The sequence below is a fragment of the Intrasporangium zincisolvens genome, assembly GCF_034724055.1.
Lineage (GTDB): Bacteria > Actinomycetota > Actinomycetes > Actinomycetales > Dermatophilaceae > Monashia > Monashia zincisolvens.
In genome coordinates this window covers 465,842-489,842 of the sequence record NZ_JAWIIL010000003.1, presented here as the reverse complement: position 1 = coordinate 489,842, position 24,001 = coordinate 465,842, and the positions used below count along the sequence as shown (strand labels likewise).

21 protein-coding genes are annotated in these 24,001 nt (G+C 73.3%); 13 read left to right on the top strand and 8 right to left on the bottom strand.

The features are described 5' to 3' along the window. Window positions 1-69: 69 nt before the first annotated feature. The 6 genes from RY076_RS10730 to RY076_RS10705 form a co-directional block, all read right to left on the bottom strand. On the bottom strand, window positions 70-1,302 hold the full coding sequence (locus tag RY076_RS10730; RefSeq protein ID WP_323097659.1) for an acyl-CoA dehydrogenase family protein: 1,233 nt from the start codon (window positions 1,300-1,302) through the stop codon (window positions 70-72). Between the two features lie 6 nt (window positions 1,303-1,308). Further along, the gene (locus tag RY076_RS10725; protein WP_323097658.1) at window positions 1,309-1,767 is read right to left on the bottom strand and encodes an SCP2 sterol-binding domain-containing protein; all 459 of its coding nucleotides are present in this window, start codon (window positions 1,765-1,767) and stop codon (window positions 1,309-1,311) included. Window positions 1,768-1,830: 63 nt separating this feature from the next. Then, window positions 1,831-2,634, bottom strand: coding sequence for a PIG-L deacetylase family protein (locus RY076_RS10720; RefSeq protein WP_323097657.1), 804 nt, complete (start codon window positions 2,632-2,634; stop codon window positions 1,831-1,833). Window positions 2,635-2,693: 59 nt separating this feature from the next. Continuing rightward, window positions 2,694-3,131, bottom strand: coding sequence for a GNAT family N-acetyltransferase (locus RY076_RS10715; protein WP_323097656.1), 438 nt, complete (start codon window positions 3,129-3,131; stop codon window positions 2,694-2,696). A gap of 92 nt (window positions 3,132-3,223) precedes the next feature. Next, window positions 3,224-5,995, bottom strand: coding sequence for a type I DNA topoisomerase (gene topA / locus RY076_RS10710; protein WP_323097655.1), 2,772 nt, complete (start codon window positions 5,993-5,995; stop codon window positions 3,224-3,226). A 193-nt stretch (window positions 5,996-6,188) separates the two neighbouring features. Then, the gene (locus RY076_RS10705) at window positions 6,189-6,647 is read right to left on the bottom strand and encodes a GyrI-like domain-containing protein (RefSeq protein ID WP_323097654.1); all 459 of its coding nucleotides are present in this window, start codon (window positions 6,645-6,647) and stop codon (window positions 6,189-6,191) included. Between the two features lie 128 nt (window positions 6,648-6,775). On the opposite strand from RY076_RS10705, the gene RY076_RS10700 reads away from it, so the two are divergent. From RY076_RS10700 to RY076_RS10650, 11 genes are all read left to right on the top strand, one after another. Then, on the top strand, window positions 6,776-7,558 hold the full coding sequence (locus RY076_RS10700) for a dioxygenase family protein (RefSeq protein WP_323097653.1): 783 nt from the start codon (window positions 6,776-6,778) through the stop codon (window positions 7,556-7,558). Between the two features lie 336 nt (window positions 7,559-7,894). After that, complete coding sequence (locus RY076_RS10695) at window positions 7,895-9,172, top strand: toxic anion resistance protein (RefSeq protein ID WP_323097652.1); 1,278 nt, start codon at window positions 7,895-7,897, stop codon at window positions 9,170-9,172. Window positions 9,173-9,391: 219 nt separating this feature from the next. Next, complete coding sequence (locus RY076_RS10690) at window positions 9,392-10,009, top strand: hypothetical protein (RefSeq protein ID WP_323097650.1); 618 nt, start codon at window positions 9,392-9,394, stop codon at window positions 10,007-10,009. A 3-nt stretch (window positions 10,010-10,012) separates the two neighbouring features. Beyond that, entirely contained in the window at window positions 10,013-11,722 is a 1,710-nt protein-coding gene (locus tag RY076_RS10685; RefSeq protein WP_323097649.1) for an AAA family ATPase, read from the top strand. Beyond that, on the top strand, window positions 11,719-13,059 hold the full coding sequence (locus tag RY076_RS10680; RefSeq protein ID WP_323097648.1) for a hypothetical protein: 1,341 nt from the start codon (window positions 11,719-11,721) through the stop codon (window positions 13,057-13,059). Before RY076_RS10685 ends, RY076_RS10680 begins: the two co-directional genes overlap by 4 nt. Next, the gene (locus RY076_RS10675; RefSeq protein ID WP_323097647.1) at window positions 13,056-14,081 is read left to right on the top strand and encodes a glutamate ABC transporter substrate-binding protein; all 1,026 of its coding nucleotides are present in this window, start codon (window positions 13,056-13,058) and stop codon (window positions 14,079-14,081) included. Before RY076_RS10680 ends, RY076_RS10675 begins: the two co-directional genes overlap by 4 nt. After that, window positions 14,078-15,304 (top strand): hypothetical protein, encoded by a 1,227-nt coding sequence (locus tag RY076_RS10670; protein WP_323097646.1) that lies wholly within the window; start codon window positions 14,078-14,080, stop codon window positions 15,302-15,304. Before RY076_RS10675 ends, RY076_RS10670 begins: the two co-directional genes overlap by 4 nt. After that, on the top strand, window positions 15,301-17,769 hold the full coding sequence (locus tag RY076_RS10665; protein ID WP_323097645.1) for a serine/threonine-protein kinase: 2,469 nt from the start codon (window positions 15,301-15,303) through the stop codon (window positions 17,767-17,769). Before RY076_RS10670 ends, RY076_RS10665 begins: the two co-directional genes overlap by 4 nt. Further along, window positions 17,766-19,085, top strand: coding sequence for a PP2C family serine/threonine-protein phosphatase (locus RY076_RS10660; RefSeq protein ID WP_323097644.1), 1,320 nt, complete (start codon window positions 17,766-17,768; stop codon window positions 19,083-19,085). The genes RY076_RS10665 and RY076_RS10660 overlap by 4 nt, the downstream gene beginning before the upstream one ends. After that, on the top strand, window positions 19,078-20,364 hold the full coding sequence (locus RY076_RS10655) for a VWA domain-containing protein (RefSeq protein WP_323097643.1): 1,287 nt from the start codon (window positions 19,078-19,080) through the stop codon (window positions 20,362-20,364). The genes RY076_RS10660 and RY076_RS10655 overlap by 8 nt, the downstream gene beginning before the upstream one ends. Further along, window positions 20,361-21,278: an FHA domain-containing protein gene (locus tag RY076_RS10650; RefSeq protein WP_323097641.1), complete on the top strand. Its 918-nt coding sequence runs from the start codon at window positions 20,361-20,363 to the stop codon at window positions 21,276-21,278. The genes RY076_RS10655 and RY076_RS10650 overlap by 4 nt, the downstream gene beginning before the upstream one ends. A gap of 44 nt (window positions 21,279-21,322) precedes the next feature. Here the strand turns inward: RY076_RS10650 and RY076_RS10645 are convergent, their stop codons facing one another. Then, window positions 21,323-22,093, bottom strand: coding sequence for a methyltransferase domain-containing protein (locus tag RY076_RS10645; protein WP_323097640.1), 771 nt, complete (start codon window positions 22,091-22,093; stop codon window positions 21,323-21,325). Window positions 22,094-22,230: 137 nt separating this feature from the next. Here RY076_RS10645 and RY076_RS10640 point away from each other — a divergent pair, with 137 nt between their 5' ends. Further along, a complete protein-coding gene (locus tag RY076_RS10640; RefSeq protein ID WP_323097638.1) occupies window positions 22,231-22,797 on the top strand; it encodes an AAA family ATPase in 567 nt (188 codons plus the stop codon). Between the two features lies 1 nt (window position 22,798). Further along, window positions 22,799-23,230, top strand: a complete 432-nt coding sequence (gene soxR, locus RY076_RS10635) for a redox-sensitive transcriptional activator SoxR (protein WP_323097637.1) — start codon at window positions 22,799-22,801, stop codon at window positions 23,228-23,230. Window positions 23,231-23,346: 116 nt separating this feature from the next. Here the strand turns inward: soxR and RY076_RS10630 are convergent, their stop codons facing one another. Then, a complete protein-coding gene (locus RY076_RS10630) occupies window positions 23,347-23,925 on the bottom strand; it encodes an NlpC/P60 family protein (RefSeq protein WP_323097636.1) in 579 nt (192 codons plus the stop codon). Window positions 23,926-24,001 lie beyond the last annotated feature (76 nt).

Below are 24,001 nucleotides of genomic sequence, written 5' to 3'. Positions count from 1 at the left end.
CCGAACGTGGCCACTCGACGGGTGGGAGGCGACCGAACGTGGCCTCTCGACGGGTGAAGGAGTCGGGGGTCAGCGGATGCGGACGCCGCTGATGGCGCGCGCGATGACGAGCCGCTGGATCTCGCTCGTGCCCTCGAAGATCGTGTAGATCTTCGCGTCGCGCGACCACCGCTCGACCGGGTGGTCGGACACGTAGCCGGCGCCGCCGAGGATCTGGACGGCCTTGTCGGTGACGGCCACCGCCACCTCGCCGGCCTTGAGCTTGCTCATCGAGCCCTCCGCCGCGTCGAATGGCTGGTTCGTCTTGCCCATCCACGCCGCACGCCACACGAGCAGCCGGGCGGCGTCGATCTCCGTGCGCATGTCGGCGAGGGCGAAGGCGATCGACTGGTTCTCGATGATCGGCCGGCCGAAGGCGACGCGGTCCTTGGCGTAGTCGAGGGCGTGCTCGTAGGCCGCGCGGGCGATGCCGATGGCCTGCGCACCGACCGTCGGGCGGGTCAGTTCGAAGGTGCGCATGGCGGCCTGGCTGCCCGGGCCGCGTCCGCTGCCGGCCCCGGCGCCCTCACGGGCCCGGGCCAGGCGCTCGTCGAGCCGCTCCTTGCCGCCGAGCAGGCACGAGCCGGGCACGCGGACGTCGTCGAGGAAGACGTCGGCCGTGTGCGAGGCGCGCAGGCCGAGCTTGCGCAGCTTGCGGCCGCCCTCGAGCCCCGGGGTGCCCGGCGGCACGACGAAGGCCGCCTGCCCGCGGGAGCCGAGGTCGGGGTCGACGACGGCCGTCACGACATGGACGGCAGCGATGCCGCCGTTGGTGATGTAGGCCTTCTGCCCGTTCAGCACCCACTCGTCCGCGGCCTCGTCGTAGCGGGCCCGCGTGCGCATCCCCGCGACGTCCGAGCCGGCCTGCGGCTCGGTGGTCGCGAAGGCGGCCAGCTTCGGCTCGTCGGCGTCGCCGTAGCACTGCGGCAGCCACTCGACCATCTGGTCGGGCGTGCCGGAGCCGTAGATCGCGGCGACGGCGAGGGTCGTGCCGAAGATCGACATGCCGATGCCGGCGTCACCCCAGAAGAGCTCCTCGTTGGCGAGGTTGATGGCGATGCCGGTGGGGTCGGCCCACGCCTGGGCGAGGAACTCGAACCCGTAGAGCCCGGCGCGCGCCGCCTCCTGGATGACCGGCCACGGCGTCTCCTCGCGCGCGTCCCACTCGGCCGCGGCCGGGCGCACGACGTCGCGAGCGAAGCCGTGCACCCAGTCGCGCAGCTCGCGCTGGTCGTCGTCGAGGGCCAGCGAGAACTCGACCACCCGGGCTCAGCCCTTGGGGATGTCGAAGAAGTTCGCGATGTTGGCGGCGAGGCCGAGGTCGCCCTTGGCCTTGATCTTGCCGGTCATGAACATCATGACGGGGTTGCCGCTCTTGGTGATGACCTTGGTGAAGTCGACGGGCGACATGGCCAGCGTGAGCGTGGCGTCGCCGTCGTGGCCGGGCAGCGCGGTGCACGTGCCGTCGGCGAAGCGGACGGTCCACTCGTCGGCGCCGCCGTCGGGGCGACCCGTGATGCTCCAGTGCGTCGTGGCCGTCGTGGAGCCGGCGCGGTCGGCGCGGAAGAGCTCGGGCATGCGCGAGAAGATCGCGCTCAGGATCGCCTCCCGGTTGTCCGTCACCATGAGCGCCGTGACGTCCTTGTCGGACATCTTCTTGACGATCTGGATGAACTCGGCCGGCTCGACGGCCGCGAGCTGCTCGGGCGTGGCGGTCGCGAAGTCCATGTCGGACATGGTGGCCCCTTTCGGGAGACGGTTCAGGACGCGGTGGAGGTTACCGGCAGTAACCTACCCGACGGCTCCGTCGGCGAGGAACCACCCCGCGACCATCCCGTCCGGACGCCCCGGCTCGATGAAGTGCTCCCACCCGAAGGCCATGGCGAACATCTGCTCCGGCATCTCGAGCATGCCCCGGGCATCGGACTGGCTCGCGTGGGCCTTGAGCGCCGAGCGCTTGACCTCGAGGAAGTCGCTGACGTCGCACGCCCAGTGCAGCTCCTCCTCGAGGCTGCCGAGCGGGTTGCCGTCGTCCATCGGCGCGCTCGGGTCCCACTCGCCGACGTCGTGGCCGGCGGCCGTGGCCGCCTCGAACGAGCGGATCATGGCACTGCGGTTCATCGAGGACTCGAGGTAGCGGGTCGTGCCGGCGAGCTCGGCGGCCCGCCTGGTGACGGCGTGAACCTTGACGTGGTCGGGGTGGCCGTAGCCGCCGTGCCAGTCGTAGCCGACGACGACGTCGGCCTGCTCCTCGCGCAGCACGTCGGCGACACGGCCCGCCGCCTCCTCGGTGTCGACCCGCATGAAGCTCGCCTCGTGGTCGTTCTGCGCCCAGCCGGTCATGCCGGAGTCGGCGTAGCCGAGGAAGACGACGCGGTGCGTGCCGATGACGGCGCCCGCGGCCTCGGCCTCGATGCGCCGGCGGTGCACGACGGTCTCTCCCTCGGCGAGGTCGTCGGGAGCGTCGCCGTGGTCGCCGTTGGTGGCGACGACGAGGACGACGCGGTGCCCCTCGGACACCGCACGGGCCATCGAGCCGGAGGTCTGGGACGCCTCGTCGTCGGGATGGGCGTGGACGAACACGACGGTTGCCATGGGAGCAGCCTCTCACCCGTCGGCGACACCGACGCCACCCCCACGGCCGATCCGCCCGGTCACCCGAGCGGCATCGTGTACACGACGAAACCCTCGTACCTCGCGAGCCGGTCGTAGAGGCGGCGTGCTGTCGTGTTCGTCTCGTGGGTCTGCCAGTAGACGCTGCCGCACCCCTGCGCGCGCGCCCACTCCCCGACCGCAGCGACCAGGGCGCTGGCGACGCCGTTCCCCCGCGCCTCGGGCACGGTGAAGAGGTCCTCGAGGTAGCAGAGGTCGGACTCGCTCGAGCTCGGGTGCACGAGGAAGTGCGTGATCCCGACCAGCTCGTCGTCGAGCCACGCGCCCAGGCCGTGCAGCCTTGCGTCGGAGGCGATCTCGCGCCACGCCCGGTCGTAGGCCGCGTCGTCGAGCGTGCGCTCGTAGAACGCGATGTACGCACGGAACAGCGCCTCCCACCGCGGCCGGTCGGCCGGTTCGGGGCGTCGGATCTCGATCACACCGCGACGCTAGCGCGACCCCCGATCCGCCGTGATCGAAAGAGCCGCCCGTCCCCTGCACAGCGGGACGGGCGGCTCTCGACCGAGATGGGTCAGGCCTTCTTGGTGGCGGCCTTCTTCGTCGTGCTCTTCTTGGCCGTCTTGCGGGTCGTCTTCTTCGCCGTCTTCTTCACCGCGCGCTTGCGGGTCGTCGGGCCCTTGGCGCGCTTCTCGGCGAGCAGCTCGTACCCGCGCTCGGGCGTGATCGAGGCCGGGTCGTCGTCCTTGCGCAGCGTCGCGTTGGTGTCGCCGTCGGTGACGTACGGGCCGAAGCGGCCGTCCTTGACGACCACCGGCTTGCCGCTGACCGGGTCGGCGCCGAGCTCCTTGAGCGGGGCGGCCGCGGCGCGTCCACGCTGCTTGGGCTGGGCGTAGATCGCCAGCGCCTCCTCGAGCGTGATGTCGAAGAGCTGCTGCTCGGTCTGCAGCGAGCGCGAGTCGGTGCCCTTCTTCAGGTACGGGCCGTAGCGGCCGTTCTGGGCGGTGATCTCGACACCCTCGGCGTCGGCGCCGACGACGCGCGGCAGGCTGAGCAGCTTGAGCGCGGCGTCGAGGTCGATGGTCGCGAGGTCCATGTCCTTGAAGAGCGACGCGGTGCGCGGCTTGACCTTGGCGGCCTTGCGGCCCTTGGGCTTCTCACCCGCCGGCGCCTCGTCGTCGTCGATGACCTCGGTGACGTACGGGCCGTAGCGGCCGGCGCGGGCGATGATGTCGCGGCCGGTCTCGGGGTCCTGGCCGAGCACCTTGCCGTCGTCGGCGGCGACCTCGAGCAGCTCGCGGGCCTTCTCGGGCGTCATCTCGTCGGGGGCCACGTCGTCGGTGATCGTCGCGCGTCGCGGCGTCGCCGACGGGTCGGCGCCCTCGGCCACCTCGCCGGTCTCGAGGTCGACCCCGCGGGGCGTCACCTCCTCGACGTACGGGCCGTAACGACCGACGCGCACCACCATGCCGTCGCCGAGGGGGATCGTGCTGATCTCCTTGGCATCGATCTCGCCGAGGTCCTCGACGAGCTGCCTGAGGCCGGCGCCGGAGGTGGGCTCGTTGCCGAAGTAGAACTGCTCGAGCCAGTGCACCCGACCCTCGTCGCCGTTGGCGATGCGGTCGAGGTCCTCCTCCATGGAGGCGGTGAACTCGTAGTCGACGAGCGAGCCGAAGTGCTCCTCGAGCAGGCGCGTCACGGCGAAGGCGAGCCACGTCGGCACGAGGGCCTGGCCCTTGGTGAAGACGTAGCCGCGGTCCTGGATCGTGCCGATCGTCGCGGCGTACGTGGACGGGCGGCCGATGCCGCGCTCCTCCATCGCCTTGACGAGCGTGGCCTCGGTGTAGCGGGCCGGCGGGCTCGTCTCGTGCCCGTCGGCCTCGGCGCTCAGCACCTCGATGGTGACGCCGGTCGACAGCTTGGGCAGGCGGCGCTCCTCGGCGGCGGCGTCGGCGCGCGCCACGGCCTCGTCGTCGCGGCCCTCCTCGTAGGCGGCGAGGAAGCCCTTGAAGGTGATGACGGTGCCGGAGGCCGAGAACTCGACCTGCCGGGCGCCCTCGACCGCGGTGTCGACCGACAGCCGCACCGTGGCGGTCGAGCCCCGGGCGTCGGCCATCTGCGAGGCGACGGTGCGCTTCCAGATCAGCTCGTAGAGCGCGAACTCGTCGCCGCGCAGCTCGCCGGCCACCTGGGCCGGGCTGCGGAAGCGGTCACCGGCGGGGCGGATGGCCTCGTGGGCCTCCTGCGCGTTCTTGACCTTCTTCTCGTACCGCCGCGGCGACTCGGGCACGTACTCGGCGCCGTACATGTCGCGGGCCTGGCTGCGGGCGGCGGTCAGGGCGGCGTCCGACAGCGTCGTGCTGTCGGTACGCATGTAGGTGATGTAGCCGTTCTCGTAGAGGCGCTGGGCGACGCGCATCGCGTTCTTGCTGCTCAGGCGCAGCTTGCGCGACGCCTCCTGCTGCAGCGTCGAGGTGGTGAAGGGGGCCGACGGCCGACGCGTGTAGGGCTTCTCCTGCACGTCGCTGACCCGGGCGTCGGCACCCGTGCACGCCTCGGCGATGCGGCGGGCCAGGCCCTCCTCGAGGTGGACGACGCCCTTGCCGGTCAGCTCGCCGGTGTCGGCGAAGTCGCGGCCGGTGGCCACACGGGCGCCGTCGACGGAGGCGAGGCGCGCGGCGAAGCGCTGCTGCTCGCCACCGGGGGTGAACTCGCCCTCGACGTCCCAGTACGACGCCTTGACGAACGCCATCCGCTCGCGCTCGCGCTCGACGACCATGCGCGTCGCGACCGACTGGACGCGCCCCGCCGAGAGGCCCTGGCGGACCTTGCGCCACAGGACCGGGCTGACCTCGTAGCCGTAGAGGCGGTCGAGGATGCGGCGGGTCTCCTGGGCGTCGACGAGGCGGGTGTCGAGCTCGCGGGTGTCGTTGACGGCGCGCTGGATGGCCTCGCGGGTGATCTCGTGGAACACCATGCGCTTGACGGGAACCCGCGGTTTGAGGGCCTCGAGCAGGTGCCACGCGATGGCCTCGCCCTCGCGGTCCTCATCGGTGGCGAGGTAGAGCTCGCTGGCGTCCTTGAGGAGCCGCTTGAGCTCGGCGACCTTCTTCTTCTTGTCCGGGTCGACGACGTAGTACGGCTCGAAGCCGTTGTCGACGTCGACGGCGAACTTGCCGAACGGGCCCTTCTTCATGTCGGCGGGCAGCTCGGAGGGGTTCGGCAGGTCGCGGATGTGCCCGACCGACGCCTCCACCTCGAAGTCCCCACCCAGGTACCCCGCGATCGTCTTCGCCTTCGCGGGCGACTCGACGATGACGAGCTTGCGGCCCTTGCCTGCAGCCATGACTCACCTACGACTTCCCGTTCTCACGTGCAGCGGATTCGTCGCTGCTCCGACGCGGAACCGCCCCGACCGTAACAGGTGCGCCACCCCGGTCCGCCACACCGCGACGCCCGACGCGACGCGGCGGGCTCGGCTCCGGCGCTCGCCGCCGGCGCCGTCGGGACGCCGTCGGGACCCCGTCAGGACGCCGTCGTCACGCCGTCGGGACGACCACGAGCGTGCGCCACCGGGACGAGTCCGGCTCGCTCTGCGGGTCGGAGAGGTAGCTCTCCCACATCTGCGGGCCGGAGCTCAGCTCGTGCTCGGCCATCCACGCCTGCACGTCCGCGTAGGTGTCCGGGAGGCGGTCGTAGGGCCCGACGTGGACGGCCTCGACCGCCTCGCCGGCCGGCAGCGTGCCGGGCACGACGTCGCCCGAGGCGGGCACGGCGGCCGAGACGGGAAAGCCGGCCTCGACGTCGACGGTCGCCCCGGGCATACCGTGGTAGAGCGCGAACGGCGGTCCGACGGGAGCGGCCCGCTGGGCCCGGACGGCAGCGAGCACCTGACCGTACGCGCGCTCGAAGAACGCGGGCAGGTCCTGCACGGGGACCTGGGCGCGGACGACGGCCGTGTGCTGCGCGGCCGTGTGGATCACGTGGATGTCGCTCATGCCACACCCTCCCGCCGCCGGGCGGGCGGGGAGCAGGGCACAACGTCCCGGGACGCGTCCGGAAGAAAAGGCACCACGATGGCGTTGCCGTGATAGTTTATGTTTCAACTTTCTATAGGAGCTGCCCCATGTCCACCGCACCCGTCCTCTACCTGAGTCACGGCGCCCCGCCGCTCGCCGACGACCGGCGCTGGACGGCGGAGCTCGCCGCATGGTCGGCCGACCTGCCCAAGCCCAAGGACGTCCTCATCGTCTCGGCCCACTGGGAGGACGCCCCGACGACCCTCGGCTCGACGACCGGCGCCCCGCTCACCTACGACTTCTGGGGCTTCCCGCAGAAGTACTACGACGTCACCTACGACGCGCCCGCCGCGCCCGGCCTCGCCGACGAGGTGACGCGCCTGCTCACCTCCCCCGGCCACGAGGTGCACCGCGACGAGGCCCGAGGCCTCGACCACGGCGCGTACGTCCCCCTCAAGGAGATGTTCCCCGACGCCGACGTGCCAGTCCTGCAGATGTCGATGCCGACGCTCGACCCGCGCGGCCTCTTCGAGATCGGCCGACGCCTCGCGCCGCTGCGCGAGCAGGGCACCCTCATCGTCGGCTCGGGCTTCACGACCCACAACCTGCGCTGGTTCAACCCGGCGGCCGGCGCCGACGGCACCCCGCCGCAGGCCAGCGCCGAGTTCGACCACTGGGCCCAGGAGGCCATGGCCGCCCAGGACGTCGACGGGTTGCTCGACTTCCTCGCCAAGGCCCCGGCCGCCCGTGAGGCCCACCCGCGCACCGAGCACTTCGCGCCGCTGTTCGTGACGCTCGGCGCGGCGTACGCGTCGGGCGGCCTCTCCTCGGAGAGCGTCATCGACGGCTTCTGGTTCGGCCTGAGCAAGCGCTCCTGGCAGATCGGCTGACGCCGGCGGAACTCCCCGGGGGCCCGTCTCGTTCGAGAGGCGTGGGGTACCCCACGAAACGCGACCGCGGCTCGGTGTTTCCCCTGGCGCCGGGCCGCGGTCGCCCCCGTCCGCGGGGTCGCGCGGGCCCCGCGGATCCTCCCCCGCGAGGCCCGGTGCGACGGGCGGGGAACCCCCGGAAACGTCTGCCCGTCGCAGGCGCGCGGCACGTAGAGTGGCCGTACGCCCGAGACGGGGCGACGCCTCCGGCTCCAGGCCGGGCGCCGGCCCGTGGGCGAGGGACTTCGGACGCGTCGCCGACGCGTCCGGCACCGAGGGGAAGGGACCCGTTCGACGATGACCGACCAGCCAGCCGCCCAGGCCGCTTCCGCCCAGCAGGCGCAGGCCCAGCAGGTCACGCCCCTGGCACCGCCGCCGAGCGAGGCGTTCGTCCTCACCGCGCCGGCCCCGACCCAGCCCGTCGCCGAGACCACGGCCCCGAGGATGGCCCCGGCCGTGCCCGAGGCGGCCCTGCCCGGCCTCGACTCCAAGGTCGACACCTACCTCGACGGCCTGATGCGCACGACCGTGAAGTCCCCCGAGTGGGAGACCAAGGCCGCCGACGTGCGCAGCATGGGCACCGACGAGATCCGCTTCGCCGCCGAGAGCAGCAACCGGATGCTCCAGATGCCCGTCAAGGCGCTCAACGAGGGCGGCCTGTCGGGCAACTCCAAGGTCGGCACGACGCTCCTCGACCTGCGCCGCACCGTCGAGGACCTCGACCCGGGCCAGGCCCAGGGCGCCAAGAAGTTCCTCGGCATGATCCCGTTCGGCGACCGCGTCACCGACTACTTCCGCAAGTACCAGTCGGCCCAGAGCCACCTCAACGGCATCCTGCACTCGCTCCAGTCCGGCCAGGACGAGCTGACCAAGGACAACGTCGCCCTCAACCTGGAGAAGAAGAACCTCTGGGAGTCGATGGGCCGGCTCAACCAGTACGTCTACGTCGCCGAGCGGCTCGACGCCAGGCTCGCCGCGCAGGTGGCGACCCTCGAGGCCACCGACCCCGAGAAGGCCAAGGCCCTGCGCGAGGACGTCCTGTTCTACGTGCGCCAGAAGCACCAGGACCTGCTGACCCAGCTCGCCGTGTCGATCCAGAACTACCTGGCCATCGACATCATCATCAAGAACAACATCGAGCTCATCAAGGGCGTCGACCGCGCCACCACCACGACGGTGTCGGCGCTGCGCACGGCCGTCATCGTGGCCCAGGCCCTCAACAACCAGCAGCTCGTCCTCGACCAGATCACGGCGCTCAACACGACGACGTCGGGGATCATCGAGCGCACGTCCGAGGCGCTCAAGCAGAACTCCGCGCGCATCCAGGAGCAGGCCGCCAGCTCGACCCTGTCGATCGAGTCGCTCCAGAAGGCCTTCGCCAACATCTACGAGACGATGGACACCATCGACCAGTTCAAGGTCCGCGCGCTCGACAACATGGCCGCGACGATCGGCACCCTCGAGACCGAGGTCGCCAAGTCTCGCAGCTACCTCGAGCGTGTCGCCTCGCACGACGCTCGCCAGTCCACCAACGCGGCCCCCGGCGTCTTCGACCTCAGCGGCCCGACGCGATGAGCAGCAGCCGATGAGCATCGACGCGCGGCCGACCCGCCGGGACGCCTAGGGGACGCCGAGGGAGCGCTGAGGGAGCGCTGAGGAAGACAGGCCGCCACCCGCGCACCGACGCGCGGGTGGGGCAGGGCAGGACGAGCGGGGCCGGGCGCGTAGGACGAGCGGGCCGGCCCCCGACACTGGCCCCCGTCGAAGACGGGGACGATGAAGAGGGGTCTCGCAGTGGGTATCCGGTCGTGGTTCGGGTTGGAGCGGCCCGAGGCGCCCGAACCGGTGCGTCCGGGTCCCCCGACCACCGACCAGCTGCTCGGCGCGCTCGACACCGTCGAGGCTCAGGCGCGGGCCGGACGCGTGCCCGGCGTCGTGCTCTCACGGCTGCTCCGCGTGACGCGTGTCGTGCGCGAGACGCTCCCCCGCCTCGACCAGCTCGGCCTCGGCAGCGCCCAAGGGTTCAGCGTCATGGCCACGGCCACCGACTACCTGCCCGTGGCCATCGGCAACTACCTGCGCCTGCCGCGCGACTGGGCCGACACACGGCCGATCGCCGGCGGCAAGAGCTCGGTCATGCTGCTCGTCGACCAGCTCGACCTGCTCGGCACGACGATGGACAAGGTCGCCGACGCCGTGAACCGGGCCGACGCCGAGGCGATCATCGTGCACGGGCAGTTCCTCGAGGAGAAGTTCGGGCGGGCCTCGACGGGCGGCTCGCTCGGCCTCGGCGCACCCGACCCGGCCCCGGGCAGGGTCTCCCCCGTTGCGTCCCCGCCGCCTTCGGCACCCACGGCCCCGCCCTCGCCCTCGTCGCCCTCGTCTCCCTCTCCCCTGGCCCCGCCGGAGTGACGCATGCCTGATGCACCCCGTGACCCCCGCGACCGCCGCACCGACGGCAACGACTCGCGCCTCGCCGAGGCCCTCGCGCAGCTGACCGACGTCGCCGCCGAGGCCGGCCTCGACCCGGCCGACGCGCGCGACGAGGGGCTGCGCGTCGCCGCCGCCCTCGCCGAGGCGGTGCCCGAGGCCGCGCACGGCTGGGCCGAGGTGGCCCAGCCCGGCCTGACCGACCTCGCGAGCATCAACGCCGCCTTCTTCGACGCCGCCTCGCGTGGGCGCCGGTGGCGGGCTGCCCCGACCGACCTGCTCGAGGCGCTCGTCGCGGCGCGGCACTCCCTCGCCGACGAGTACGCCGAGGCGCTGACCGAGGTGGCCTCGGCCGCCGTCATGCTCGGCACCGCCCCGATCTGGGTCATCGCCAACGCGTCGGCGGCCTCGGGCGTCTACCTCGCGGCCGCACGGGGCGCGTCGGTGCCGGTGCCGCAGGCGCCTGCTGCGTGGCCGGCCGGCATCCCGGGGCTCGGCGCCGCGTCGCCCGACGTGCTGCGTCCGTCGATCCCCGGGCCCCTGGGCGACACGGGCCTCACGGGTCCCGCTGGCGCACCGGGCGACCCGGCCACCCTCGCACCGGCCGGCCAGGCCGTCGCGGGCGCGGCCGCCGCCGAGCCGCAGCAGAAGCAGCCGCCCGCCGAGCCGGAGAAGACGGTCGAGGAGCTGCTCGCCGAGCTCGACGACATGATCGGCCTCGACCGCGTCAAGCGCGAGGTGCACCGCCAGGTCGCGCTGCTCAGCGTCGAGAAGCTGCGCACCGAGGCCGGTCTCAAGGCGCCCCGGATGAGCCGGCACCTCGTCTTCGTCGGCAACCCCGGCACCGGCAAGACCACCGTCGCGCGCCTCATCGGGGGCATCTACCGTGCCCTGGCGCTGCTGCCCGAAGGACAGCTCGTCGAGGTCGACCGCAGCGAGCTCGTCGCCGGCTACGTCGGGCAGACCGCGATCAAGACCGCCGAGGTGTGCGAGAAGGCCGACGGCGGGGTGCTCTTCGTCGACGAGGCCTACTCCCTCACCGGCGACCAGTACGCGCAGGAGGCCGTCAACACCCTCGTCAAGGAGATGGAGGACCGCCGCGAGCGCCTCGTCGTCATCGTCGCGGGCTACCCCGACCCGATGGTCGCCTTCATCTCCCAGAACCCGGGACTCGCGAGCCGGTTCACCACGACGATCGAGTTCGACGACTACTCCGACGACGAGCTGATGCGCATCCTCGACTCCATCGCCGAGGGCAGCGACTACGAGCTGGTGCCCGAGGCCCGCGACACCGTCCGGGCCATCCTGCTGGCGACGGTGCGCTCGTCGGCCTTCGGCAACGGACGCTTCTCGCGCAACCTCTTCGAGGCCGCGGTCGCCCGCCACGCGTGGCGGCTGCGCGACGCGAAGGAGCCGACGCGCGACGAGCTGCGTCTACTCACTGCAGACGACTTCACCGACCAGCCCGACGAGCCCGACCGACCGGACGACCCCGACGCCACCGGTGGCGCCGACGACCACGTCACCCCGGCACCGGACGCGTCGGATCCGGAACCGCTCAGGGCAGACCCTGATGGAACCGACCCGGCCGGCGAGGCAGTCTCGGACCAGGACCCGCAGGACCCGCAGGACCCGCACGAGCACGACGACCACCAGACCCCCCAGAGCCCGGACCCGAGCGAGGACACCGCATGAGCGCCCCGAGGACGAACATCCCCGTCGCCGTGCCGGCCGGCGCGCCCGCGGGCCGAGGCAGCACCCCGGGAACCGCCGGGGGTCCCGCTCGCACCATCGCCGGCAGTCTGCCCGGGGCGCGCGGCGTCGCGGACCGGCTGCTGCACGGCACCCCCGGCCGGATGCGGCTCTACGGTCTCATCGGCGTCATCGCGGCGCTGCTGCTCGGGGCCATCAGCGCCAACGCCCTGCTCGCCTCGCAGGCGGCCGTCGAGCGCGCCGCGAACAACACCGCCCAGGTGGTCCGTGCGCAGTCGATCCACGTCGACCTGCTGCGCGCCGATGCTCTCGCGACCAACGCGTTCCTCGTCGGCGGCGTCGAGTCGGCCGACTCGCGGGCCCGGTACGAGGAGGCGATGGGCGCGGTCGCCAAGTCCCTGTCCGAGGCCGCGGCCGCCCAGCCGGCCGACGGCGTGGCGCTCGGAGCCCTGTCGCAGCAGGTCCAGACGTACGTGGGGCTCGTCGAGCAGGCCCGCGCCAACAACCGCCTCAACCTGCCGATCGGCGCGACGTACCTGACCCAGGCCAGCGACGGCCTGCGCTCCGACGCCATCCCGATCATCGAGGCGGTCGTCTCGGCCAACGAGCAGCGGGCCTCCGCCGAGTTCGACCGCAGCAACTCGAGCCTGCAGCTGCTCGTCGGGCTCGTGTCGCTCATCGCCCTCGTCCTCATCGCCGTCTGGCTCGCCAAGCGCACCCACCGCTACCTCAACCCGTCGCTGTCGGCCGCCATCGTCATCCTCGTCGTCGGCCTGTTCGTCGCCGCCTCGACGATCGGCGGCATCGGCAACGCGACGCGCAACGTCCAGCAGGGCAACTTCAAGACCGCCGTGCAGCTCGCCGGCGTCACGACCGCGGCCAACGACGCCCGCGCCAACGAGAGCCTGACGCTCATCAAGCGCGGCTCCGGGGCGGCGTACGAGAAGAAGTGGAAGACCGACGACACCGCCGTGCGCACCGCGCTCCAGGACGTCACGAACGGCGCGACGCTCCTGTCCGACTGGAACGCCTACCGCGAGGTCCACACCAAGGTCCGGTCACTCGACGACAACGGCCAGTGGGACCAGGCCGTGGCGCTGTCGACGAGCACCGGCGCCGACGGGGCCGCAACGGCCTTCGCCGACTTCGACACCGCCGCGACCAAGCAGCGCGACGCGGCGAGCAAGAGCGCCGGCAACGACCTGGCCGCGCTGGGCGGCTCGGCCCCCTACTACGCCGCCGCCCTCGCCATCGCCGCACTCATCGCCGCGTGGCTCGTCGTGCGCGGCTTCGGCCAGCGGATCGAGGAGTACCGATGAACGCCACAAGGCGCCACGGCACCAGGCGCGGCACCAGGCGCGGCACCAGACGCGGCATCACCCGCGCCCTGACGACGGCCGTCGCCGTCGCGACGCTCGGGGCGCTCGGCGCCTGCTCGAGCGTCACGTACGAGGCGACGCCCGTGCCGGTCAAGACCCCCGCGAAGAGCTCGTCCGCCCCCGCGGTCACGCCGCAGGCGTGCGACAACGCGACCCAGTCCTACAGCCCGCTGCCGAGCCTGCCGAGCCGGGCCGAGATCACCGACGCGAGGATGCGCGACATCCTCACCCGCGGCTTCCTGCGGGTCGGCGTCTCGGCCGACACCTACCTCTTCGGCGCCAACGACCCCGCGAGCGGCAAGCTGCAGGGCTTCGACATCGACATGGCCCGCGCGATGGCCAAGGCGCTCTTCGGCGACCCGAACAAGGTGCAGCTGCGCGTCATCACGGCCGCCGACCGCCTGCCGCTGCTCGAGGCCGGCGAGCTCGACCTCGTGGCCCGCAACATGTCGATGACGTGCGACCGCTGGCAGAAGATCGGCTTCTCGGCCGAGTACTACCGCTCCGGCCAGAAGGTCCTCGTCGGCCGCAACCTGCCGAACGCCGCGACGCTGTCGCTGCAGGACCTCAAGGGCAAGCGGGTCTGCGCCCCCACCGGCACCACCTCGCTGACCAAGCTGCAGCAGGTGCAGGGCCCGGTCGTCGTCACGGCCCCGACGCACACGGCCTGCCTCGTGCTCTTCCAGCAGGGCAAGGCCGACGCCATCACCGGCGACGACACCGTCCTGGCCGGCCTCGCCGCGCAGGACCCGAACACCGTCGTCACCAAGGCCCCGGCCATCACCGTCGAGCCGTACGGCCTCGGCATGAACAAGGCCGACGTCTACCTCGCCCGGTACGTCAACCGCGTCATCGCCGACCTCGAGGCGAGCGGCGAGTGGACCTCGATGTACGACCGCTGGCTGCGGGGCCCGCTCGGCCCGGCCCCCAAGCCCCCGACCCCGGTGTACGGACGCGCATGACGGCCGTCCCCGCGCCCGTGCCCGCCCCGGGCCCCGACCCCGGGGTCGGCGCCGTCGCCCCCACCGCCCCGGGCCGCCTCGGCGTGCCCGTACAGGCGGCCGAGGCCCAGACCTACCTCTTCGCGCTGCGCGACTGGGTCGCCCAGCGGCGTGCCGACCTCGGCGAGGTCGACCGTGCCGTCCTGCGGCTGACGCCCGCCGAGCAGGCGTCGATCACCACCGACCTCACCGTCGCCCTGACGTTCTGGAAGGCCGTCAGCGACCGTCTCGTCCTGCTCGAGACGACCTTCGACGGCGGACGCGTCGGGCCGGCGGAGGCCGAGCGGCTCTCGACGCTCATCCACGGGCGCCTCGACTCGAACACCTCCGAGCAGCTGTCGCTGCCCTCGAGCGGGTCGCTCGCGGTGAGCCTGCCCGAGGCGTGCCGCCTGCTCGACTCCCTGACGCGGACGCTGCAGGCGCGGGCCTCGCTCGCGCCCGGCGCCGCCGAGGCGAGCCAGCGCATCACCGTGGCCCGGGCGGGCCTCGAGCGGGTCCGCGACCAGGTCCCGCTCGTGCCGGCCGGCGCCGAACGAGACGAGGCGGGCGCGAAGCTCGCGCGGCTCGACCGCCGCATGGAGGACGTCGTCGAGCGGGCCCGGCGCGGCGCCGACACTGGTGGGCTCATCGCGCCGCTCGAGATCGACATCGCCGTGCTCGAGCGCGACCTCATCGTCGCCGCCGCCGAGCGGGCCTCGGCCGCCAAGAGCCGGATCCGCACCCAGCAGCAGGTCGAGGAGCTCGACGCCCGCGCCGAGGCCATCCGGGCCCTCGAGCGGGCCTGCCTCGCCGCCATCAGCCCGGCGCCGCACCTGGCCATCCCGAACGTCCGCGCCCTGGGGCCGGTGCCGCAGGGCGCCGCCGAGCTGGCCGCCTTCCGCGACAAGCTCGACCGGGTCGGCCGGGCCCTCGACCTCGCGCACGAGACGTACGCCGCGGGCCTGGCCGAGCGCGACGAGGTCGTCGGCCTCGCCGGTGCCGTCGGCGCCATGGCCGCGTCGGTGCCACTCGACCCCGAGGTCGCCGTCGACGTCGCCGACCTGCGCGCGCGTCTCGACGCCGTGCTCGCGACGACACCGCTGCCGGTGGCCCGCGCCCGGGCCCTCGCCGCGGCCTACCAGGCCTACGTCGACGCCGCGACGCGTCCCCGTCCCACCCCCAGACCGCAGAGGCAGCGTCCATGAAGTGCATGCAGCCCGGGTGCTCCGGGCAGATCGTCGACGGCTACTGCGACGTGTGCGGCATGGCCGCCGGCACGTCGCTGCCGGTCAGCGCCCCCTCCACCTCCTCGGCGTCCGCGTCGGGGCCCGCGTCTGGTGGCATGTCGGCCGGTGCGTCGGGCGGCGTGTCGGGTGGAACCGTCCCCGACGGCACGCCGTGCCGCCAGCCGGGATGCTCCGGCACGATCGACGCCGGCTACTGCGACGTCTGCGGCACCCCTGCCGCGCAGGAGGAGGTCGCCTCGCTCGCACCGGTCGGCGGCAGCGGGCGCACCGGCGGCCCCACCGGCACGGGCAGCTCGGCGACGGCGCCCACCGGGGGCGACGAGACCCCGGCCGGCCCGGAGCTGTCGACGCGGTCGGCGGCCTCGAGCAACCTCGCCTCGACGGCCCTGGGCTCCAAGCGAGCCCGGCAGGGCGGCAGCATCGCGACACGGCGCACGAGCGGCTCGCAGCGCCTGCGCTCGGCCCGCCTCGGAGGCGGCATCACGACGGTGCGCCCGGCGCCGACGATCGACGCGTCCAAGGCGCTGCTCACCGACCCCACCGTCCCCGAGAACAAGCGGTTCTGCCCCAAGTGCGGCGAGCCCGTCGGGCGCAGCCGCGACGGCAAGCCCGGGCGCACCACCGGCTTCTGCGCCAAGTGCCGGCAGCCGTTCTCCTTCGACCCCAAGCTCAAGGCGGGCGACCTCGTCGCCGGCCAGTACGAGGTCGCCGGCTGCCTGGCCCACGGCGGCCTCGGCTGGATCTACCTCGCCCGCGACAAGAACGTCTCCGACCGCTGGGTCGTGCTCAAGGGCCTGCTCAACTCGGCCGACCCCGACGCCCTCGCCGCGGCCATCGCCGAGCAGCGCTTCCTCGCCCAGGTCTCGCACCCGAGCATCGTCGAGATCTACAACTTCGTCACCCACGACGACGCCGGCTACATCGTCATGGAGTACGTCGGCGGCACCTCGCTCAAGTCGATCCTCAAGCAGCGGCTGCAGGCAGCGGGCCGGTACGACCCGCTGCCCGTCGACCAGGCGCTCGCCTACCTGCTCGAGATCCTGCCGGCGTTCCAGTACCTGCACGACCTCGGGCTCGTCTTCTGCGACTTCAAGCCCGACAACATCATCCAGGTCGGCGACGAGGTCAAGCTCATCGACCTCGGCGGCGTGCGTCGGGCCGACGACGAGGACTCCGCGATCTTCGGCACCGTCGGCTACCAGGCGCCCGAGGTGGCCGATCTCGGCGTCTCGGTGGCGAGCGACATCTACACGATCGGGCGCACGCTCGTCGTGCTGACGATGGAGTTCCGCGGCTACCAGACCACCTTCCTCAACACCCTGCCGCCGCAGGACTCGGTGCCGGTCTTCCAGAGGTACGACGCGTTCTACCGGCTCGTCGCCAAGGCCTGTGCGCCCAACCGCGACGACCGGTTCGTGTCGGCCGACGAGATGCGCTCGCAGATGGTCGGTGTGCTGCGCGAGGTCGTCGCCCTCGACCAGGGTGCCGGCGCCGCGTCGACGACCGTCAGCTCGCTGCTCTTCGACGTGCCGACGCCGGGCACCGAGCCCGACGACTGGCGCAACCTGCCGGCGCTGCGCCGCGACCCGCACGACCCACAGACCGGCTGGCTCAGCACCGTCACCGGATCGCCCGCCGAACGGCTCACCGTCCTCGAGCGCGCGGCCGCCCGCACCACCGAGGTGCTGCTCGACATCGCCCGCACCGCGCTCGACGCCGGCAAGCGTGACGTCGCCGAGTCCACGGCCACCGAGCTGCTCGCCGCCGACCCGTGGGAGTGGCGCGCCGTGTGGATCCAGGGCCTGGCCGCCCTCGAGCGCGGCGACTCCCGCGCGGCGCAGGCCGCGTTCAACGCCGTGTACGGCCAGGTGCCGGGTGAGCTCGCGCCCAAGCTCGCGCTCGCCCAGGCGTCCGAGCAGGCCGGCGACGACGCCGTCGCCGAGAACCTCTACACCGCGTGCGCCCGCACCGACTCGACGTACGTGCCGATGGCGGCCTTCGGCCTGGCCCGCATCCGCGCCCAGCGACGCGACGTCGACGGCGCCGTCGGCGCGTACCGGCTCGTGCCGCCGCAGTCGAGCGCCTTCCGCACCGCCCGTGCCGGCCTGGCCGAGCTGCTCGCGCGGGCCAACCGCGGCCTGCCCGACCTCGCCGAGGCGCTGCGCACCCTCGAGGACACCTCGCTGTCGGCGCGGCGCAAGGCCGAGCTGACGACGCTCATCTACCGTGAGGCGCTCGCCAAGGTCGAGAAGACCGGCACCAAGGCCGACCTGCTCCTCGGCGAGCACAAGACCACACCGACGGGGCTGCGGCTCGGGCTCGAGGAGTCGCTGCGCGAGCTGGCGCGTCGCACCCCCGACCTCGCCGAGCGCGTCCCACTCGTCGACGAGGCGAACACGATCCGACCCTGGAGCCTCTGGTGACCGACCTGCCCCCGACCGCGCCGAGTGCGCCCGGCGTCCCCGCCCCTGCCGCCCCCGAGGCGGGACCCTCCGCCGCAGGCGTCGGCGCCTCGGATGGTGCCGCGCCTCCGACCGGCGAGCGGTACTGCCCCGCGTGCGGCACGGCCAACCCCAGCGACGCGACCTTCTGCGAGGCGTGCGGCACCGAGCTGGCCGCGTCGGTCCTCGGCAGCGGGCTGCCGCAGGCCAGCGCGCCCGAGCCCGCGGTCGCGGTCTCGGCCACACCGCAGACCGCCCCGGCCGGCGAGGAGTCGCCGCTCGACGTCGGGTGGACCGGCGCGGTGCCCTCCGCCGCCGTGGGTGGGCCGGCCGCCGAGCCCGACGACACGTGCCCGACCTGCCACCAGGGGCGCATCGTCGACGGCTGGTGCGACCGCTGCGGGTCCCCGCCGCCCAACCCCCGCGACCACTTCGCCGAGGCGCCCGCCACGTGGGTGGCCGGCCTGTGCGACATCGGCCGGCGCCACGCGCGCAACGAGGACGCCATGTCGCTGAGCGCCGACGAGGTCCCCGGATCCCGCGCCGTGATCGTCGTGTGCGACGGCGTCTCGATGGCCACCGACTCGCACATCGCCTCGCTCGCCGCGGCCCAGGCCGCCCGGGCCGTGCTCGACCAGCCGTTCCCGCGCGGGGCCGGCACCCCCGAGGCGTGGGCGGCGACCGCGGCCCGGGCCCTCACGGCCGCGGTGACCCGAGCCAACGAGGCGGTCACGGAGGCCGTCGTCGACGACGTGCCGAACCCGCCGTCGTGCACCTTCGTCGCAGCCGTCGTCGAGGACGGCGTCGTCGTGGCCGGCAACGTCGGCGACAGCCGGGCCTACTGGCTGCCCGACGTCGACGCCGAGCCGGCCCGACAGCTCGGCCAGGACGACTCCTTCGCCCAGGAGCAGATGGCCGCCGGCGTGCCGCGCGCGGAGGCCGAGACCGGCCCGCATGCCCACTCCATCACCCGCTGGCTCGGCCGCGACGCCCCGGACGACCTCACGCCGCACCTGACGACGCTGACGGCCACCCCGGGCTGGTTGCTCGTCTGTTCCGACGGCCTGTGGAACTACTGCTCCGAGGCCGAGGGCCTGCGTGCCCTGCTGCGCGAGAGCCTGGCCCGCGTCGGTGACGCGCCGGCCGACCTCTCGCGTGCCCTCGTCGACTTCGCGAACGAGCAGGGCGGACGCGACAACATCACGGTTGCCCTCGCCAGACTGGCTGGGCAAGGATCGACAGCGAACGACGGCGCGGCGACCGGCGCGCCCGAGGAAGGGGACCCGATCGATGGCTGACTTCACCGCAGAGGTGTTCCAGAACGAGTTCCTGCCCGACGGCGGCACCGATGTGCACGCGATCGTGCGCATCACGTCGACGGGTGCGTCGGCCGGGGCCTCCGCCGGGCTCGCCGACCCGGGATCGGCGGCGGAGGTCATCCTCATCGACACGTCGGGCTCGATGGGCCGGCGCGGCGTCTCGGCGGCCGGCGAGGCCGCCAAGGCCGCCCTCGCCGAGATCGTCGACGGCACGCTGTTCTCCGTCGTCGCCGGCAACGGCACGGCCCAGATCGTCTACCCGTACAGCCACCAGGGCGCGCTCGTGCCGATGTCGGCGCAGACGCGCGCCGAGGCGGGGCGGGCCATCGACGGCCTGCGCGCCAACGGCGGCACGGCCATGGGCACGTGGCTGACCCTCGCCCGGCAGATCTTCGAGACCGTCCCGCACGTGACGAAGCGCCACGCGATCCTGCTCACCGACGGCGTCAACGAGGGTGAGACCCCGGCCTCGCTGCAGGCGGCGGTCCGCGGCTGCCTCGGCGCCTTCCAGTGCGACTGCCGCGGCGTCGGCGACCAGTGGCGCGTCGACGAGGTCCGCGGCATCGCCTCGGCCCTGCTCGGCACCGTCGACCTCATCCCGGCGCCCGAGGAGATGGCCGCCGAGTTCGAGGCCATGATGCGTGCCTCGATGTCGCGCGGCGTCGCCAACGCCGAGCTGCGGGTGTGGGTGCCGCAGGGCGCCGAGCTGCTCTTCGTCAAGCAGGTGTCCCCCACGCTCGAGGACCTCACGCCGCGGCGCCAGGCGATCAACCCGCTGACCAACGCCTACCCCACCGGCGCGTGGAGCGACGAGAGCCGCGACTACCACGTCGCCGTCCGGCTCCCGGCGCGCACGCTCGGTCAGGAGCAGCTCGCCGCGCGCGTGCAGATCTCGCTCGGGTCCGACCCGCTCGCACAGGGCCTCGTCAAGGCCAAGTGGAGCAACGACGACTCGCTGACCACCCGCATCGACCCCGCTGTCGCTGCCTACACCGGTCAGGCCGAGCTCGCGACGGTCATCCAGGAGGGCCTCGCCGCCAAGGCCGCCGGCCAGGACGATGTCGCCACCTCCAAGCTCGGCCGCGCCGTGCAGCTGGCCGGCCTCACCGGCAACGACGAGATGACCTCGCGGCTGCGCAAGGTCGTCGAGATCGACGACGCCGACACCGGCACCGTCCGCCTCAAGAAGGGCGCGAGCAAGATCGACGAGATGTCGCTCGACACCGCCTCGACGAAGACGAGCCGGGTGCGCCGATGAGCGCGGTCTGCCCCAACGGTCACACGTCCGAGGCCGACGACTACTGCGACACGTGCGGGTCGCCGATCGACGCGTCGGCCCAGCCGGCCGCGTCGGCCGCACCTGCCGCTGCTGCCGGTTCGGCCGGCGCCGCTGCGTCGGGTGCGGGTTCGGCTGCGTCGCACGGCGGTTCGACCGCTGCCCCGGCGGCCGGGGGCCGATCCTCGCTCGATCTCGACGCGCCGGGCGCGACCGAGGAGGCGGCGCCGGCGGCGCCCGCCGAGCCGGCCGCCCCCACCGCCCTCGCGTGCCCGAACTGCGGCACCGAGAACGCCGACGGCGCGCTCTTCTGCGAGGCGTGCGGCTACGACTTCACGACCGGCGCGATGCCGCGCGACGCCGGTGGCGGCGACGCGTCGGCCTCCGCGGCCTCGGTCGCCGGCCAGACCGCCGGCGAAGCGACGGGAGCATCTACGGGCGCGACGGGCGCGGGCGGCACCGCAGGCACCGGGGCCGAGCCGTTCGAGTGGCTCGCCGAGGTGTGGGTCGACCCCGACTGGTACCAGACCCAGGAGGCCGAGGACCCCTGCCCGTCACCGGGCCTGCCGGTCATCATGCCCCTGCGGCACAAGAGCGTCCTGCTCGGCCGGGTGTCCACGAGCCGCAACACCCACCCCGAGATCGACCTGTCGTCCGACCCGGGCGTCAGCCGCCGCCACGCGCAGCTGACCACCGACGGCACGCGCTGGTTCGTCGAGGACCTCGGCAGCTCGAACGGCACGTACGTCGGGCCGGCCTCGGGGCCGCTGCCCGACCACGCGATCCCGGTCGGCCCCAAGACCGAGCTCGGCGACGACGACCGCCTGTACGTCGGGGCGTGGACGCGCGTCGTCGTGCGCCGCGCGACGCCCGACGAGGTCGACACCTACGCCTGAGGCACCCTCACCTCGACGCCTCACCTCGACGCCGTCCCCGCTCGTCAGCGGGGGCGGCGTCGTGCGTCGAAGAGCGTGCGGGTCGAGTGCGCGACGAACGGCTCGCCGCGGCGCAGCTGGGCGTCGATGCCGCGCAGCACGTCCTCGTAGCGCTCGACGCTGAAGTCGGGCACCCACCAGACGCACTTGCGCAGCGTCCACACGACTGCGCCGATGTCGTGGAACTCCATGCGGCAGATGGCTGTTCGCAGCTCCACCACGTCGAGACCGGCCGCGTCGGCAGCGGCCGCCTCGGCGTGCGGGTCGCGGCCGCGTCGGGCCTCGAGCTGCGGGCCGAGGAAGGCCTCGACGAGCTCGAACGCCGACGCCGGGCCCACGTGCTGGGCCAGGTAGGTGCCGCCGTCGACGAGGACCCGCGCCACCTCCTCCCAGGCCGGACGGACCGGGTGCCGGCTCGTCAGGAGGTCGACCGACGCGTCCGGCACCGGCAGCGGCTCCCCCGGCGCCGCGTCGAGCACGTCGACGCCGAAGCGCGCCAGCGCGCGTCGGGCCACGGCCGCGTTGGGCGCCCAGCCCTCCGTCGCGGCGAGGCGGGGCGGCAGCGAACCGGCCGCCGCGAGCGCCTCACCGAGCACCTCGCCGCCGCCCGTGTCGAGGTCGAGTGCCGAAGTCGCCGTGGGCAACCGCTCCGTGAGGATCCGGACGTAGCCCCACGGGGGCCGCTCCTCCGTGGCGCGGCCCTCGAGCCAGCCGAAGCCCCAGCCGGTGACGTCGGCGGCTCCGGCCTCGCCGACGAGCTCTTCGTAGGTGCGCACGGTCGCCATCCTCCCCGTCGCGTCAACCGGTTTCGGTGTCCGCGGCCCCGGCAGGCGCCGCCGGCCACCCGGCGTCAACTTGAACGTCACCTGAAGTCCGGCGACATACCCGGCATCCGCGGCCTAAGGTGTCCGATGTGAGCGAACGGGCCTTCCTCCACGGCGCCGTCGACACCCCGCAGGTCATCGTCGTCACCGGTGTCATGGCTGCGGGCAAGTCGACCGTGTCACAGCTGCTCTCGGAGCGGTTCAGCCGCGCCGTGCACCTGCGCGGCGACGAGTTCCGGCGTGTGGTCGTGCGCGGCCGGGTCGACATGTCACCGCACGGCGACCCCGAGGCCGAGCGACAGCTGGCCCTGCGCCACCGCATCACGGCGCGCACCGCGGACACCTATGCCGACGCCGGGTTCACCGTCGTCGTGCAGGACCTCTTCGTCGGCACGAGCCTCATGCCCTTCCTCGAGCAGGTGAGCGCCCGTCCGCTCAGCCTCGTCATGCTGGCGCCGGACGTCGGCACGGTCATGCAGCGCGAGGCCGAGCGCGTCAAGGTCGGCTACGGCGACCTCTGGTCGATCCGCGACTTCGACGCCAAGGTGCGCACCGAGACGCCTCACATCGGGCTCTGGCTCGACAGCTCGCAGCAGACCCCCGAGGAGACCGTCGAGGAGATCGTGTCGCGGCTGCCCGAGGCGAGGATCGCCTGAGATGTCCGGCCTCACCATCGGGCAGGTGGCCGAGCGCACCGGCGTCGCCACCTCCGCCCTGCGCTACTGGGAGGAGCTCGGGCTCGTGTCGTCGGAGCGCACCACCGGCAACCAGCGCCGGTACGAGCGCGCGACGATCCGACGCGTCTCCTTCATCCGGGCCGCACAGCGGGTGGGCCTGTCCCTCGAGGAGATCGCGACCTCCCTGTCGACGCTGCCCGACGGCCGGACGCCGACGGCCAGCGACTGGGCCCGCCTGTCGCGCTCGTGGCGCCCGCGTCTCGACGAGCAGATCCGGCGCATCGAGAAGCTGCGCGACCAGCTCGACTCGTGCATCGGCTGCGGCTGCCTCTCGCTGCGCACGTGCGCCCTCAACAACCCCTCGGACGTGCTCGCCGAGCACGGCCCCGGCCCGGTGCTCCTCGAGCCCTGACGCGTCGGGAGCCCTGACGCGTCGGAGCGCACGCCGCGACGCGTCGACGCCATAGGCGCCGGCCACCCCCGGGCCACGACGGACCAGGGGGCGACCGGCGCCGGGACACGGAGGCGTCAGTCGCGGATGTTGTTGGCGCGACGGGCCAGGTAGCCGGAGTAGCTGCTGAGGTTGGCGACCCGGTGCTCCATGTCGGTCGTCGGGTTCGACTCCTCGTAGAGCCAGAACTGCGTGTGGTCGGCGTTGGCCCACTTCTGGAAGAGCACGACGTGGCTGCCCGGGTCGACGAGGTAGTCGCCCGCCTTGAGGTTGGCCCTGGAGATGCCGAAGCTGTACGTCGACGTGGCGAGCGCGTTGGTGTTCGGCGCGCTGAGGCCCGTGGGGCCGAGCTTGAGGGCCATCGAGACGAAGCCGGAGCAGTCCCGCCGCCAGCTGTAGGTGCCGGCCGGACCGGTCGCCGTGCCGGACTGGCTGTACTGGATGTTGCGGTCCATCCAGTTCTGGGCGCGGTCGATGACGTCGGCGCGCGAGATCGGGTCGTTGGGGGCCGCGCTGGCCGGCGACGCCGGGGCGACCGTCACCGCGGCGGCGGCGATCATCGTCGAGGCGAGGGCCGAGCGCAGCACCGTGCGGCGGGTCATCGGGCGGCGGGCCGGGCGCGGCGAGTCCTCGGTGAGGGCGGTGTCGGGCGTCATGGGCGTTCTCCTTCGGGCTGCCGGGTGCGAGCGGCTCGCGGCCCGGACGGGGGGGTGGCGCCGACGATGCGCCCGC

Coding starts and splice junctions, on each gene's coding strand:
- RY076_RS10725 (WP_323097658.1), bottom strand. CDS start 1,767: ATGGACTTCGCGACCGCCACGCCCGAGCAGCTCGCGGCCGTCGAGCCG.
- RY076_RS10720 (WP_323097657.1), bottom strand. CDS start 2,634: ATGGCAACCGTCGTGTTCGTCCACGCCCATCCCGACGACGAGGCGTCC.
- topA (WP_323097655.1), bottom strand. CDS start 5,995: ATGGCTGCAGGCAAGGGCCGCAAGCTCGTCATCGTCGAGTCGCCCGCG.
- RY076_RS10705 (WP_323097654.1), bottom strand. CDS start 6,647: ATGAGCGACATCCACGTGATCCACACGGCCGCGCAGCACACGGCCGTC.
- RY076_RS10700 (WP_323097653.1), top strand. CDS start 6,776: ATGTCCACCGCACCCGTCCTCTACCTGAGTCACGGCGCCCCGCCGCTC.
- RY076_RS10695 (WP_323097652.1), top strand. CDS start 7,895: ATGACCGACCAGCCAGCCGCCCAGGCCGCTTCCGCCCAGCAGGCGCAG.
- RY076_RS10685 (WP_323097649.1), top strand. CDS start 10,013: ATGCCTGATGCACCCCGTGACCCCCGCGACCGCCGCACCGACGGCAAC.
- RY076_RS10680 (WP_323097648.1), top strand. CDS start 11,719: ATGAGCGCCCCGAGGACGAACATCCCCGTCGCCGTGCCGGCCGGCGCG.
- RY076_RS10675 (WP_323097647.1), top strand. CDS start 13,056: ATGAACGCCACAAGGCGCCACGGCACCAGGCGCGGCACCAGGCGCGGC.
- RY076_RS10670 (WP_323097646.1), top strand. CDS start 14,078: ATGACGGCCGTCCCCGCGCCCGTGCCCGCCCCGGGCCCCGACCCCGGG.
- RY076_RS10665 (WP_323097645.1), top strand. CDS start 15,301: ATGAAGTGCATGCAGCCCGGGTGCTCCGGGCAGATCGTCGACGGCTAC.
- RY076_RS10655 (WP_323097643.1), top strand. CDS start 19,078: ATGGCTGACTTCACCGCAGAGGTGTTCCAGAACGAGTTCCTGCCCGAC.
- RY076_RS10650 (WP_323097641.1), top strand. CDS start 20,361: ATGAGCGCGGTCTGCCCCAACGGTCACACGTCCGAGGCCGACGACTAC.
- soxR (WP_323097637.1), top strand. CDS start 22,799: ATGTCCGGCCTCACCATCGGGCAGGTGGCCGAGCGCACCGGCGTCGCC.
- RY076_RS10630 (WP_323097636.1), bottom strand. CDS start 23,925: ATGACGCCCGACACCGCCCTCACCGAGGACTCGCCGCGCCCGGCCCGC.